This is a genomic window from Micromonospora sp. NBC_00821, from assembly GCF_036347035.1.
Classification (GTDB): domain Bacteria; phylum Actinomycetota; class Actinomycetes; order Mycobacteriales; family Micromonosporaceae; genus Micromonospora; species Micromonospora hortensis.
On record NZ_CP108880.1, the window covers coordinates 1313068 to 1326886 of the forward strand.

Annotated in this window: 16 protein-coding genes; 13 read left to right on the forward strand and 3 right to left on the reverse strand. The window is 70.2% G+C overall.

The window, feature by feature from the left end:
* Nucleotides 1-75 precede the first annotated feature (75 nt).
* The 8 genes from OHB44_RS06140 (at nt 76) to OHB44_RS06175 (ending at nt 6665) form a co-directional block, all read left to right on the forward strand.
* The gene (locus OHB44_RS06140; protein ID WP_330439879.1) at nt 76-1473 is read left to right on the forward strand and encodes an FAD-binding oxidoreductase; all 1398 of its coding nucleotides are present in this window, start codon (nt 76-78) and stop codon (nt 1471-1473) included.
* The gene (locus tag OHB44_RS06145; RefSeq protein WP_238683495.1) at nt 1470-2813 is read left to right on the forward strand and encodes a class I SAM-dependent methyltransferase; all 1344 of its coding nucleotides are present in this window, start codon (nt 1470-1472) and stop codon (nt 2811-2813) included. The genes OHB44_RS06140 and OHB44_RS06145 overlap by 4 nt, the downstream gene beginning before the upstream one ends.
* Before the next feature lie 101 nt (nt 2814-2914).
* Nucleotides 2915-3472, forward strand: coding sequence for a winged helix-turn-helix domain-containing protein (locus tag OHB44_RS06150; protein ID WP_030490876.1), 558 nt, complete (start codon nt 2915-2917; stop codon nt 3470-3472).
* Nucleotides 3465-4334: an SRPBCC family protein gene (locus OHB44_RS06155; RefSeq protein ID WP_330439880.1), complete on the forward strand. Its 870-nt coding sequence runs from the start codon at nt 3465-3467 to the stop codon at nt 4332-4334. Before OHB44_RS06150 ends, OHB44_RS06155 begins: the two co-directional genes overlap by 8 nt.
* A 202-nt stretch (nt 4335-4536) precedes the next feature.
* The gene (locus tag OHB44_RS06160; RefSeq protein WP_330439881.1) at nt 4537-4932 is read left to right on the forward strand and encodes a YbaB/EbfC family nucleoid-associated protein; all 396 of its coding nucleotides are present in this window, start codon (nt 4537-4539) and stop codon (nt 4930-4932) included.
* A 4-nt stretch (nt 4933-4936) separates the two neighbouring features.
* Nucleotides 4937-5278: a WXG100 family type VII secretion target gene (locus OHB44_RS06165; RefSeq protein WP_266303596.1), complete on the forward strand. Its 342-nt coding sequence runs from the start codon at nt 4937-4939 to the stop codon at nt 5276-5278.
* Nucleotides 5256-6353, forward strand: a complete 1098-nt coding sequence (locus OHB44_RS06170; RefSeq protein ID WP_238683491.1) for a WXG100-like domain-containing protein — start codon at nt 5256-5258, stop codon at nt 6351-6353. Before OHB44_RS06165 ends, OHB44_RS06170 begins: the two co-directional genes overlap by 23 nt.
* A gap of 21 nt (nt 6354-6374) precedes the next feature.
* Nucleotides 6375-6665: a hypothetical protein gene (locus OHB44_RS06175; RefSeq protein WP_238683490.1), complete on the forward strand. Its 291-nt coding sequence runs from the start codon at nt 6375-6377 to the stop codon at nt 6663-6665.
* Nucleotides 6666-6697: 32 nt separating this feature from the next.
* Here the strand turns inward: OHB44_RS06175 and OHB44_RS06180 are convergent, their stop codons facing one another.
* Together OHB44_RS06180 and OHB44_RS06185 are read right to left on the reverse strand one after the other, a co-directional pair.
* Nucleotides 6698-7015: a helix-turn-helix domain-containing protein gene (locus tag OHB44_RS06180; RefSeq protein ID WP_238683489.1), complete on the reverse strand. Its 318-nt coding sequence runs from the start codon at nt 7013-7015 to the stop codon at nt 6698-6700.
* The gene (locus OHB44_RS06185) at nt 7012-7377 is read right to left on the reverse strand and encodes a type II toxin-antitoxin system RelE/ParE family toxin (RefSeq protein WP_238683488.1); all 366 of its coding nucleotides are present in this window, start codon (nt 7375-7377) and stop codon (nt 7012-7014) included. The genes OHB44_RS06180 and OHB44_RS06185 overlap by 4 nt, the downstream gene beginning before the upstream one ends.
* 104 nt (nt 7378-7481) lie before the next feature.
* Here OHB44_RS06185 and OHB44_RS06190 point away from each other — a divergent pair, with 104 nt between their 5' ends.
* The 4 genes from OHB44_RS06190 (at nt 7482) to OHB44_RS06205 (ending at nt 11941) form a co-directional block, all read left to right on the forward strand.
* Nucleotides 7482-7715, forward strand: a complete 234-nt coding sequence (locus tag OHB44_RS06190; RefSeq protein ID WP_274525086.1) for a zinc-ribbon domain-containing protein — start codon at nt 7482-7484, stop codon at nt 7713-7715.
* Nucleotides 7716-8046: 331 nt separating this feature from the next.
* Entirely contained in the window at nt 8047-10302 is a 2256-nt protein-coding gene (locus tag OHB44_RS06195) for a putative bifunctional diguanylate cyclase/phosphodiesterase (RefSeq protein WP_330439883.1), read from the forward strand.
* Nucleotides 10303-10352: 50 nt separating this feature from the next.
* A complete protein-coding gene (locus OHB44_RS06200; RefSeq protein ID WP_330439885.1) occupies nt 10353-11111 on the forward strand; it encodes a MerR family transcriptional regulator in 759 nt (252 codons plus the stop codon).
* Nucleotides 11112-11164: 53 nt separating this feature from the next.
* Nucleotides 11165-11941, forward strand: coding sequence for a hypothetical protein (locus OHB44_RS06205; protein WP_330439886.1), 777 nt, complete (start codon nt 11165-11167; stop codon nt 11939-11941).
* Between the two features lie 7 nt (nt 11942-11948).
* Here OHB44_RS06205 and OHB44_RS06210 read toward each other — a convergent pair whose 3' ends face one another.
* Nucleotides 11949-13316: a serine hydrolase gene (locus tag OHB44_RS06210; RefSeq protein WP_330439887.1), complete on the reverse strand. Its 1368-nt coding sequence runs from the start codon at nt 13314-13316 to the stop codon at nt 11949-11951.
* A 216-nt stretch (nt 13317-13532) separates the two neighbouring features.
* Between OHB44_RS06210 and OHB44_RS06215 the strand changes: the two genes are divergently transcribed.
* Entirely contained in the window at nt 13533-13817 is a 285-nt protein-coding gene (locus OHB44_RS06215) for a putative quinol monooxygenase (RefSeq protein WP_330439889.1), read from the forward strand.
* Nucleotides 13818-13819: the final 2 nt, after the last annotated feature.

Sequence of the window (13819 nt, forward strand, 5' to 3'; positions counted from 1 at the left end):
CGGGCCTGCCACCGGACGGGAAACTGCCACCGCCGACATCCCACGGTTTCCAAACGGCGAGCGTAAGGTGATCACATGCGCGCTGAGCGTGTGGATCAACCGATTGACCATGATCAAGCGGTGGACACGCTGCGGCGGTCGTACGCCGCGGTGCCCACTGGCGAGCCTGTCCGGCTGGCCAAACGCACCTCCAACCTGTTCCGTCCCCGGTCCGCTCCCCGGACCCCGGGGCTCGACGTGAGTGGCCTGAACGGCGTGCTGTCGGTCGACCCGGCCGGCCGTACCGCCGACGTGCAGGGCATGTGCACCTACGAGGACCTGGTCGACGCGACGCTGCCGCACGGCCTGATGCCGCTGGTGGTGCCGCAGTTGCGCACCATCACGCTGGGCGGCGCGGTGACCGGCCTCGGGATCGAGTCGACCTCGTTCCGCAACGGCCTGCCGCACGAGTCCGTCCTAGAGTTGGACGTGCTCACCGGGTCCGGCGAGATCATCACCGCCCGACCCGACGGGGAGCACGCCGACCTGTTCACCGCGTTCCCCAACTCGTTGGGCAGCCTCGGGTACGCCACCCGGCTGCGCATCGAACTGCAACCGGTCGGCCGGTACGTGGCGTTGCGCAACGTCCGGTTCACCCAACTGGAGGCGCTGACCGACGCGATCGCTGAGGTGACCGCCACCCGGTCCTGGGCCGGCCAACCGGTGGACGCGATGGACGGGGTGATGTTCAGCCCTGGCGAGTCGTACCTGGTCTTCGCCACGTTCACCGACGGGGCCGACCCGCCCAGCGACTACACCGGTCAGGCCATCTACTACCGGTCGCTGCGCCAGCGCACCCGCGACGTGCTCACCGCGTACGACTATCTGTGGCGCTGGGACACCGACTGGTTCTGGTGCTCGTCGGCGTTCGGCGCGCAGCACCCGGTCGTGCGCAGGCTCTGGCCGGCGCGTTACCGGCGCAGCGACTTCTACCACCGACTGGTCCGGCTGGAGCACCGCCACCAGGTGGCGGCCCGGATCGACCGGCTGCGCGGGCAACCGGCCCGGGAGCGGGTAGTGCAGGACGTGGAGATCCCGCTGGACCGTACCGCCGACTTCCTGCGCTGGTTCGCCGGCGCTGTGGGGATGAACCCGGTGTGGCTGTGTCCGCTGCGACTGCGTGAGCCGGCGGGGCCCGGATCGGCGCGGTCCTGGCCGCTATATCCGCTGCGGCCCGGGCAGGATTACGTCAACATCGGGTTCTGGGGGAGCGTGCCGATCGCGCCGGGCGCCGCCGACGGCGACGTCAACCGCACGATCGAACGCAGGGTGTCGGAATCGGGCGGGCACAAGTCGCTCTACTCCGACGCGTACTACGACCGGGACGCCTTCGATCGCCTCTATGGCGGCGACACGTGGCGCGCGGTGAAAGACCGCTACGACCCGGACCACCGGCTGACGGGACTGTACGAAAAGGCGGTAGCACGAGCATGAGCCTGACCGACAGAGATCAGGGGGCGGCGAGCGTCCCCGCCACCCCGCCGGCGGGGGGCCGGCACACGGGTCCGACCGTCGCGGATGTCATCCGCGCGGTCACCATGGGGCCGTTGCCGGTGCGGATCACCGGGTACGACGGCAGCGCCGTCGGCCCGTCCGACGCCGGCATCACCCTGGCGATCCATTCCGAGCGTGGGCTGTCGTACCTGCTCACCGCGCCCGGTGACCTGGGCATGGCCCGGGCCTACGTCAGTGGTGACCTGGCGTTGCAGGGCGTGCACCCGGGCGACCCGTACGAGGCGTTGCGGGTGCTCAAGGACGAGCTGCGGTTACGCCCACCGTCGCTGGCCGAGGGGCTGGCGCTGGTCCGTGGGCTGGGCTGGGAGCGGCTGATGCCGCCGCCGGCACCGCCGCAGGAGGCGCAGCCCCGGTGGAAGCGGGTGATGAACGGGCTGCGGCACTCGCGGGTGCGTGACAGCACTGCCATCTCGCACCACTACGACGTCTCCAATGCCTTCTACGAGAAGGTGCTCGGCCCGTCCATGACGTACACCTGCGCGGTTTTTCGGTCTCCGGACGACACGCTGGAGCAGGCCCAGGCGGCGAAGTACGACCTGGTCGCCGGCAAGTTGGCCCTGAAGAAGGGGATGCGGCTGCTGGATGTCGGGTGCGGCTGGGGTGGCATGGTGCGCCACGCCGCCCGCGAGTACGGCGTCAAGGCTCTCGGGGTGACCCTGTCGAAGGCGCAGGCGCAGTGGGCGCAGGCAGCTATCGAGCGGGAGGGGCTGACCGAGCTGGCGGAGGTGCGATACCTCGACTACCGGGACGCGCCGGCCGAGCAGTTCGACGCCATCTCCTCGATCGGGTTGACCGAGCACATCGGGGTGCGCAACTACCCGGCCTACTTCGGGTCGTTGCGCAGCCGGCTGCGGCAGGGCGGGCGACTGCTCAACCACTGCATCACCCGCGCTGACAACCGGGCGCCGCACCGCTCGGGCGCGTTCATCGACAGGTACGTCTTCCCGGACGGTGAGCTGGCCGGTCCGGGCCGGTTGATCAGCGAGGTGCACGACGCCGGGTTCGAGGTGCACCACGAGGAGAACCTGCGGCAGCACTACGCGCTGACGCTGGCCGCCTGGTGCCGCAACCTGGTCGAGAACTGGGACTTCTGCGTCTCGGAGGTGGGCGCGGGCACGGCCCGGGTGTGGGGGCTCTACATGGCCGGGTCGCGGATGGCGTTCGAACGCAACGGCATCCAGCTGCACCAGGTGTTGGCCACCCACAACGGCCCGAACGGCGTGAACGGCTACCCGCTGCGACCGGACTGGTTGCCCTGATCACCTGCTGACCGCCGCCTGAAGCCGCGTCGAAGAAAGTCGGCGCGGCTTCTCGCGAAGCGATTGACAAAGAAGTTTTGTACGTACAAACTGATTTTGCCATGAGAGATGTCCTGTACCTGGAGCAGATCGAGCAGGCCGAAGTCCTGCTCAAGCCGCAGCGCGTCGAGGTGCTGCGGCAACTGGCCGAGCCGCGCACCTGCACCGAGGTCGCGGCCCGACTCGACCAGACGCCACAGCGCGTCTACTACCACGTCAAGCAGCTCGTCGCGGCTGGCCTCGTCGAGCTGGTAAACGAACGCAAGGTCCGCGGCATCACCGAAGGCATCTACCAGGCCGCCGCCCGCTCCTACTGGCTCTCCCCGCGGCTCGTCGGCCGGATCGGCCTGCGCCGGGCCCGCGACGAACTGAGCCTGGGCTACCTGCTCGACCTGATGGAGGAGGTCCAGGCCGACATCGCCGGCCTGGACCGGGCGGCGCCCGAGCTGCCCTCGATCGGAGTCTCCGGCGAGATCCGGGTGCCGGCCGAGCAGCGCCAGCAGTTCCTGCACGACCTGCAAACCGCACTTCAGGACCTGTTCACCCGCTACGGCGGCAGCGAAGGAGATGCCTTCAAGCTGGCCGTCGCCTGCTATCCGAAAGGGAACGACAATGAGTGAGCCGATGAAGGTCCAGGCCCGTCTCTCCGCGCCCGTCGGGCGCGTCCGCCAGGCCCTGACCGACCCGGCCGAGCTGCGTGTCTGGCTGGCCGAGCACGCCGAGGTCGAGCTGCCCCAGCGGTACGAGTTCTGGGGTCGCTACACGCCCGAGGGCGACGCCCCGCACCAGCGGCTCCTGCACGCCGACGACGACACGCTGCGCTTCGGCTGGCTGCTCGACGGCGTGGAGACCACCACCGAGTTCCAGTTGACCGCCGAGGGCACCGACAGCACCGTGCTGACGCTGATCCAGAGCCACTTCGACTTCGCCGAGGCGATGAGCGGTTCCACCATCCGGGGCGTGCTCCAGACGTACTGGGCGCTGTCAATCGCCAACCTGGCCGCCCACGTGGAGGGCAAGCCAGTGCTGCCCCGCACCGACTTCACCTCCGCCGACCTGCGCGGTGAGCTGGTCATCGCCGCCCCCGCCGACAAGGTGTGGGAGTCGCTGACCGACTCCGAGCAGGCCAGCGCCTGGTTCGGCTACCCGATCGGCATCGAGCCCTGGGTCGGCGGCCGGTACGCCATGGGCGGCTTCGAGACCGGTTACGCGGCCAAGGTCGTCGACCTGCAGCCCGGCCGCCGGATGTCCGTCGACTGGGGGCCGACCGGCGTGACGAGCTGGGAGCTGGCCGAGTCCGGTGGCCGGACCACGCTGACCTTCGTGCAGAGCGGCTTCGACGAGGCCAACCCGCCGTACGGGGCCTGGAGCGGGTCGGTTGCCGGGCTGTTCGAGCTGCGCCGCTTCCACGAGGTGTCGAACTGGCAGCCGATCTGGATCTCCGAGGAGATCCCCGGCCTGGAGCCCGCCCCGGCCAACTGATCTCGACATCCCCGACCGGCCTCCACCTTGGACACCACGCCATCGGTGACCAAGGTGGAGGGACCGGGAAACGGGTCCGTCAAACGGCCGGCTGATCGGTAAGGTCGGCCGAGTCAGTGTCGAGTCGGCGGCCGGGGCGGTGCGGGTGGCAGATCCAGAAAATGCAGATCACACAGCCGTCGGGCGTTCGCTGGAAGCGGCAATGCGTCTGTTGGGCCAGGCCGCCGGTCCGTCAACACTGACGGAGTCGACGTCATCACCCGCTGTGCCAACCGGCGAGGGCGAGTTGCGCGGGTGCGGCACCGCCGCCGACGGGTTGGTCGAGGCCGTGGTGGCTGGCTATGGCCGGCTGGAGTCCCTGGAGATCGACCCCCGCCTGCTGCGGCGCGGCACCGGTGCCATCGCCGGCCACGTGATCGAGGCAGTGCGCGCCGCCCAGGATGACGAGCTGCGACAGCGCCAGGAGCTGCTCGGCGGCGACATCGACCAGGCGGCGACGCGTCGGCAGTTGGAGGCGGTCGCGGCAGAGGCTTGGCGTGGGCTGGACGGGATGATCGGCGACCTGGACGCGTTGACCCGCCGATTCGACAAGCGGTGACCGGATGACCGACGCGATAGAGGTCGACGTCACCGCGCTGCACTCGGCGGCGCGGACCATCGAGGCCAGCGGTGAGCGGCTCGGCGCGGAGGTGCAACGGTTGCAGGGCACCGTCACCGGTTCGGCCAGCCCCTGGGGTGGCGACGAGGCCGGGACGGTCTTCGGAGCGGCCTACACCGAGGTGCTGCAACACGCTCTCGACGTCTACGCCTCGATGGCCGACCAACTCCTGAGCGTGGCCGACAGGCTTGACGCCGCCGCCGACGCCCACGAGCGCAGCGACCTCGACAGCGCGGCCCTCTTCACGAGACTGGGACTGCCCGGTGGGCCTACAACTGCCAGCTGAGCTCGCCGAGGCCCTCAACTGGGTGGGCTTCACCTGGCCAGAGGCCGACGAGGAGCTGCTGTACGAGGCCGCCCAGGCGTGGATGTCCTTCGCCGGCACGCTGCGCACGGCGGCCAACGAGGCGAACGCCGGCGCGAGTGTCGTGAGCGCTACCAACCGGGGGCGGGACGTCACCGCCTTCGAGGCGATGTGGCGCGGCGAGGAGGGCCCGACCAGCCGTATCGAGGACGGCGCCGAGGCCGCAGAACTCATCGCCGCCGCGCTGCTCGTGATGGCCGTGATCACGTTGACCCAGAAGGTCCTCACGATCGTCCAGCTCACGATCCTGGTGATCCAGGTTGCCATGGCGCTGGCGGCAGCGGCCCCCACCCTCGGTGGCTCGCTGGCACAGATCCCGATCGCGATCGGCGTGGCCCGGGTCGCGATCCGCCGGATCATCAAGGAAATCGTGCAACGGGTCGTCAACGACATCATTCCGCGACTGCTTCGCCGCGCCAAGACGTTGCTGCGCAGGTTCAACCGCAAGGGCCCGGATCGGCCCCCGGGGCGGCCCGGCGTGCCCGGACCGCTGCGGGAGGTCCGCTACCAGGGCCGGCCGATGCTGGACAAGTACCGGTACGAGACCGCCGGTGACCATCCGGGAAACCCCTTTCGGCCCAGTTCGGTGCGTCGGCTCAGCGAGGCGGAACGGGAGGCGCACCGCGTGTACGTCGACTCGGACGGCATCCTGCGCCAGGCAAAGGACGGCCAGCCCTTCGACACCCGCGCCGCGTCCACCCACTGGACGAGGGACGGCGGCCGGGCCATCTTCGTGATGGATGAGCGAGGCAACATGTACGCCTCGAACTACCAACAGGTTGGCGACTTCCACCACTCCACACTGGGCAACGGTCAGCCGGTCGCGGCGGCCGGTGAGATCGCGGTCGTCGACGGTAGGGTCCAGTACGTGACTTCCGCCAGCGGGCACTATCAACCCGGCCCCGAGCACATGCGGCAGGTCACCGACGAGCTGAGCCGCAACGGCGTCAAGGACATCCCGCTCTTCGGCTTCGACGGCCGTACCCGGTTGAACTGACCCGTCGGAAAGGTGCATGGAATGGACAGCCGCAACTGGAAGGGCGTCATCAACCAGATCCTGTACGGGTTGATGTTCACCCCTCAGCTCGACGACGATTCCGCCAGCCAGATGGCTGAGGCGATGGTCGAGCGACGCTACTTCGGGGACGGCCCGGCTGTTTATGCGGACGCGATCGTCCAGGCGCAGCAGTACGACGGCCCGCTCATCGACGAGATCGAGACGTCGCACAGCGAGCAGGGGTTCCGCGATTTCCTCCGCCGGCTGGCGGGCGAACTGGACCAGCGCCGGCCCTGGCAGTCAGCCAGCTGACCGGATCGAGCACGATCTTGTGCGTGCGAGCCTCAGGCGATGGCGGCGATGTCACCGTCGTCGAAATAGATTGCCTGGTGGAGCCGGCCACCGAGGGCGGCAGCGTATCGGGCCACCACATCCTGACCGGAGATCCTGCCCTGCTCGATCTGGGACACCCGGCCCTTGGTCACGCCCATCCGCTCAGCGATCTGCTGCTGGGTGAAGCCGCGAGAGCGTCGCACCTCCGCGAGGCGGTGACCGACGACCTCCGCGAGCAGCTCTTCCTTGCCCGCTTCGACAGCCGCCTCGCCGCCAGCACGCTGCACGTACTCCGCCCGGATGTCCGCCCACCGCACGTGACCACTCACCGCTGTCCCCCCTCCTGCTGTGCACGTTCCTTCAAGTAAATCTCGTACCGCTGCTCGGCGAGCGGGATGGCCTGTCGATACCAGCTCGTCCATTGGCCTGACTTGTCGCCGGCAACCAGCAGAATGCTCGCGCGCCATGGGTCGAAGACGAAGAGGATGCGGACCGTGCCGGGACGCAACTCCTTCAGGTTGGCTATCGATGACCCGCTGATCGTGTCGACCAGGGGTCGTCCCAGCCCGGGGCCAGCTTCGGAGAGTGCGTCGATGGCCTGGACCACACGGGCGAACGTGGGCTCGTCCAGGCTGTCGATCCAGGCGCGAACCTCGTCGACGACGAAGACATCCCACTCTTCCTGGCTCACGAAACGAGTATACCAATCGCTATACCTACGCGTTGGTAGACGGTTGTCTTGATCCGATGGCGGGATGTGGTGACTTTTCGCTGTCGAGTGGGTACTGGCTGGCGATGTTCTTCATCTTTGGTCTGCGTACCAAGGTCGACCGGTCCGGTGTCGTGCAGCAGGTCTGCCGCCACTGCGGCAACCAGGCCGCGCAGGTGATCACCCGCCGCTCGACGAAATTCACACTCTTCTTCATCCCCCTCATTCCGATCCGCACCCGGTACGCGCAGCAGTGCACGTTCTGCGGGGCGGAGTACGAGATCGCCAAGTCCGACGTCGAGCGCCTCCCGGTCGGCTGATCCGACGATGGAACGCTTCCTCTGCTGGCTGATCGGCCGACCGACGCCCTCGGCCGACGTGGCTGTGCACACCGTTGCCCGCCCGCCCTGCACCCCTGGCCGGCGCAGACGCCGCCGCGCACGCCGTCCGTTGGCCGGCACCGCACTGCCCCGTTCACCGTGGAACCGATCCGCGGGCCGCTGACCAGAGGCGTGAGGGTGCTCAGCGCGACAGAGGCCCGGGGTGCACGTTCGGCTCTGGCGGCGTTTCTGGGCGCTGGTTAGGCTTTCGGGGTTTGCCGTGGACCGGCGCCGCCGAGGGTGCACGCACGACGAAAGAGCCGGAGCGACCGTGTCCCGACAGGACGGAAAGCAGGCTGCGGGGACGCTGAATCCCGCCGGCGCGTTCGTCGCGGCCGGGGTCATCCTGCTGGAGGCGGGCTGGCTGTTCGCCGCGTTGCCCGGCGCCGCGCTGGTCAGCGACATCGGCGCGATGCTGGTCGCCGGTTGGGCGACGCTCGCCTGCGTCGGGGTGGCCCGTCGGCATCCGGCGCCGCTGCGCCGGTTCTGGACGATGCTCGCTCTCACCATGGCGCTGGCCGCGATCGGTCGGGCGATCTGGACGGTGCAGCGGCTCGTCGGCGGCGACCTGCCGCACACGCCGGTGGTCGGGGTGGTCTTCACCGCCGGCATCCTCACCGGCACGGCGGCGCTGCTCAGCTCGCCGTCCGCACCGAGGACGGCGGTCGGGCGGGCCCGTACGTTGCTGGACGGGGTGATCGTCGCCCTGGCGCTGGTGCCGATTGGTTGGGTGCTGGTCTTCCGGGGGGTCGCCGCGGCCGAGCTGGCCGACCCGGCGCGGACGCTGGGGCTGCTCTTCCCCATGTTCGACCTGATGCAGCTCACCATCCTGGTCGCGGTCTCCGGGCCGGCCCGGCCGATGTGGCGGCCGATGACAGTCCTCGCGGCGAGCCTCACCCTGCGGGTCGTCGCCGACGTCGTCTACGTGTCGCTGGTCGCCCGCGCCGACTACACCGCCGGTCACCCGATCGACCTGTGCTGGCCGTTGAGCTACCTGCTGATCGGCCTCGCCACCCGCAACCCGCCGCCACCGGACTGCGACGGCACCGACGACACCGCCGAGTCGCCGCTGCCGCCCTGGTGGCGGGTGGCGCTGCCGTACCTGCCGGTGGGCGGGGCGATCATCGCTGTGGTGCTGGCCCGCCGGCCCACCGGGCAGACCCCGCAGCTCGTGTTCGTGACCATGATGGTGTTGCTGGCCGCCCTCGCCGTCCGGCAGGGGTTGGCGGCCAACGAGAACCTCCGCTTGGTGGCCCGACTGCGCCGGCTCGCGTACGGCGACCAGCTCACCGGGCTGCCCAACCGGCTGTTGTTCAACCGGCGGCTGCGCCTGGCCCTGCGCGACGGGCGGCCGGTGGCGGTGCTGCTGCTCGACCTGGACGGGTTCAAGCAGGTGAACGACCGGTTCGGGCACGCCACCGGCGACGCCCTGCTGACCGGGCTCGCGGCCCGGATGCACACTGCCGTGAACGGCGACGGCACCATCGCCCGGCTCGGCGGTGACGAGTTCGCCGTGCTGGTCGACGGCGACCGGCCGGTGTCACCCGAACGGCTCGCCGAGCGGCTGCTGGATGCGCTGCGGCCCTCCGACGACGAGGAGGACGTCGGGGTGCACCCGTCGGCGAGCATCGGTATCGCCGAGTACGGCCCGCAGCATGCCTCCCACACCGACCTGCTGCGCGACGCCGACATCGCCATGTACGCGGCCAAGGCGGCCGGGAAGTCCGCGTACCGCACGTGCACTGCGGCGTTGCGCGAGTCGGCCGTCTCCCGCGCCGAATTGATCGCCGACCTGCGCCGCGCTGTCGACGAGGACCAGCTACACCTGGAGTTCCAACCGATCGTCGACCTGACCACCGGCGCGGTGCGCAGCGCCGAGGCGTTGGTGCGCTGGCGGCACCCCCGGCTGGGGATGTTGCCGCCGGCGAAGTTCCTGCCGCTGGCCGAGGAGACCGGGCTGATCCTGCCGATCGACCGCTGGGTGATCCACCAAGCGTGCCGGGCCGCGGCGACCTGGCGGGGCCGGGCGCCGGAGGCGACGGTCGCTGTGAACATCGCCGCCGCGCACCTGCGTCGGCCGGACCTGATCGCCACTGTCACCGCGGCGACCAGCGCCGCCGGGTTGGCACCACGGGCGTTGACACTGGAGTTGACCGAGTCGGCGTTGATCGAGGGCACCGAGGCGGTGCTGGAGCGGCTGCACCAGCTCCGGGAGCTTGGCATCCGGATCGCCATCGACGACTTCGGCACCGGCTACTCGTCGCTGAGCTACCTGCACCGCATCCCGGCCACCGAGCTGAAGATCGACAGGTCGTTCGTGGCCCGGCTGGGCACCGACGACCGGGCGTACGCCACGGTGGAGATGGTCACCCGCCTGGCCGGCGCGTTCGACCTGGCTGTGGTCGCCGAGGGGGTGGAGACCGAGCGTCAGCACGAGGCGGTCACCGCGATCGGCTGCCCACGGGGTCAGGGCTATCTGTACGGGCGGCCGGACGCCCCCGCCATGGTGGGCCAGAATCGGAGTTGACTCTCACGTAACGGCAGGCAGGAGCCTGGTTCCCGGAAGGGAGGGGGACCATGGCGTACACGGTGGGTCAGGTCGCGAAGGTGGCTGGCGTGACGGTGCGGACGCTGCACCACTACGACGAGATCGGGTTGCTCTCGCCCAGCGGGCGCACCTCGGCCGGTTACCGCCGCTACGACGACGCGGACCTGCAACGGCTGCAACTCGTCCTGTACTACCGGGAGCTTGGTTTCCCGCTTGAGGAGATCACCGCGATCATCGACGACCCGGCGGCCGATCCGGCCGCGCACCTGCGCCGGCAGCACGAACTGCTGACGGTACGGCTCAAGCGGTTGCAGGAGATGGTCACGGCGATCGAGTTCGCGATGGAGGCGAGCAAGATGAACATCCAACTCACGCCGGAGGAGCGGTTCGAGGTCTTCGGTGACGTCGATCCGGAGGAGCACCAGGCCGAGGCGGAGCGGCGGTGGGGTGACACCGACGCGTACCGGGAGTCGAACCGGCGGGTCTCCCGCTACACCAAGGAAGACTGGCTGCGGAACAAGGCGGAGAACGAGGACTGGGGCCGGCGGATCGTCGCGCTGATGGCCTCGGGCGCGCCGGCGGACAGCCCGGAGGTGATGGAGCTGGCCGAGGAGCACCGGCAGCTCATCAGCCGCTGGTTCTACGAGTGCTCGTACGAGATGCAGACCGGATTGGCCGACATGTACCTGGCCGACGAGCGGTTCACCGCGTACTACGAGAAGATCGCCACCGGGCTGGCCACGTATCTGCACGAGGCGATCCACGCCAACGCGATCAGCCGGGCGTGACGGGGTGCGGTCCGGCTAGTCTGGCCGGACCGCACCGCCCGGGGGAGATGACAGTGCAGAAACCGAAGCTGATCGCCGCTGTCGCCGTGCTCGTGGTGGCGGTCGGCGCCGGGGCGTGGGCGCTGGTCGCCACCAGCGACGACGAGGAACCGGACGCTGGTCGCCCGGCGGCGTCGGCGGGCCCGGCCGACCCGGTCGGTGTGCTGAAGGCCGCCGCGGCGAAGGCCGACGAGCAGCCGTACAAGCTGACAGTTGGCACCGGCGGCGCGGACGGCGATGCCACTGTGCTGCTCTGGGACCCGAAGGCGAAGCGTGGTCTGGAGACCACCTCACTGAAGGTGCCTTCCGGTGTGGTGAAGATCGAACGGTTGACCACCGGGCCGGACGTGTACGTGCGGGTCACCGCCCCGGACCGCCGCGTCCCGGTCTGGGACGGCAAGACCTGGTGGCACGTCGGCGCCCCGGGTGACCCGGCGGCCAAGCAGGGCCTGGACAACACCCGGCTGGCCAGCACGCTGGGCGCGCCGGCGGGGGTCCGGCTGACCGCGGAGCGGGAGTACGCGGGCACGCTGGACCTGCGCCAGAGCGGCGCGGTGCTGGGCAGCGGCGTCGGCAGTGTGCTCGGCGACCGGGCGGCGGCGGTGCCGTTCACCGCTGCCGTGGACGAGCAGGGCCGGCTGGTCCGCTACCGCATCGAGTTGGCCAGCGAGCAGTCGCAGACCGCCCAGCTCGACCTGACGTACTCGGATTTCGGGCTGCCGGTGTCGGCGGACCCGCCGGCGGCCGACCTGGTGGGCGAGGACCCGCCGGCGAACATTCCCGGCGCCTGAGGTCGGGTCACTCCTCGACCGCCCCGTCGACCGGGGTGACCAGGAAGTCGTAGACGGTGCGGGCCATCCGCCGGACCGTGTCGTCGCCGGTGGCCATGGGGCCGGCGGTGAGGAACGCGACGGCGGTCTCGGTGCCGGGGATCAGGTAGTAGCCGACGTCGTGTGAGGCGTCCGGCAGGTCACCGGTCTTGTGGGCCACCGGCACGCCCTGTGGCAACGCCGCCGGGATCTTCGTGTTCAGGGTCTGCTCCCGCATGAACCCGATCATCAGGTCCCGGGAGGTGGGGGTGAGGATCTCGCCGTCCCAGACCGCGCCGAGCAGCGACACCACGTCGTCCGGGCTGGTGTAGTTCTCCTCGCCGCGTTGCGCTGCCGCGCTGTCGAGCATCCGGCGGGCCAGGATGGTGGAGCGTTGGTTCATCGAGTCGATCAGCGCGTTGACCGGAGCGAACCCACCCAGGTAGGTGATCAGCACGTTCGCTGCCACGTTGTCGCTGTACTTGATCAGGTACTGGGCGAGCCGGCGCACCGTGACCACCTGCGGGAACGTCTCGAACTGCAGTTGACCGGTGCCGCCGACCACGTCCTCCGGCGTGACCAGCACCCCGTCGTCGAGAAAGACCTGTCCGCAGTCAACCCGGCGCAGCAGCTCGACGAGGATCCACAGCTTGATGACGCTGGCCGCCTTGGGCCGCAGCGATCCGTTGACGGCGATCTGCTGGTCGCCGTAGCGGCCGGACAGGTCGCGGACGGTGACCCCGGCCGGGTTGAGGCTCGCGTCGGCGACCACCCGGGCGAGCTGCCCGCTGAGCGGGAACAGCCGGGCCCCGGCGACCGGGTCGGTGGGCGGCTGCGGGCTGGTGACCACCACACCGGTCAGCGTCGTCGGCGGGCGGTGCCGCTGGATCACCTCCAGCGTCCCCTCGCTGCGCCCGACCAGCGGCACCCGGTAGCGGTAGGCCGTCCCGCCGACCACTACCGCGCCGCTGGCCACCCCGGCGGCGACCCGCATGGTCGGGTCGGCGACCCGGCCGGTGTCGCCGTCGCAGGCGCGGTAGCGCACCGTGCGCCCGAGCGAGTCCACAGCGAACACCCCGCCGGGAAACGACAGCCAGGACACCTCGCTGGTCGGCGGGCGCTCCGGCGTCGGGTCCACACCGGGCTCGTGGCTCTGACCGTCGCCGGGCTCAACCCCGTACCCCGGATCGGTCGTCTGCGCCGGGTCCGCGACGGGCGCGCGGCCCGCGCCGTCCGCGGTGGCCGGGCCGGTCGCCGCGAGCACCGCGAGCGCGACCGCCGCCGTCAGCACCTTCAGGGGTACGCGGGCAGAGTTCCCCAGCAGGGAAGATGAGCGCCTCTTGTCGCTTTTTCTCACTTTTGCACGATATGAAGCGTTGGAGGCTGGTGAGACCGACGGGACCGGCGTCACCCGTCCGGGCGGCGATGTCCCCCCGAGCGCGACGACCCACAGGTATAACTGTGACGCACAGGTATCACGCTTTGCTCTGCACCCGCCGATGCGCCAGCTACGGACCGTGCGTGGCGCGCGGGCGGGTGCAGAGCAAAGGTCAGCCACGAGCCCGGAGGACCCATGCTGATCATCGCCGGCAGTCTGCAGGTCGAACCGGCCACCCGCGAGGCGTACCTGTCCGACTGCGAGCAGGTCATCGCGCGGGCGCGCGCCACCGCCGGCTGCCTCGACTTCCTGCTGGCGGCCGACCCGTTGGAGCCCGGCAGGATCCACGTCTACGAACGCTGGGAGTCACCGGAGCAGTTGGCCGCGTTCCGTGGCTCCGGCCCGGACGACGCGCAGGAAGTGGCAATCCTCGACGCCGACGTGCGGCGCTACCTGATCGCCGGCGTCGAAGCGCCCTGACC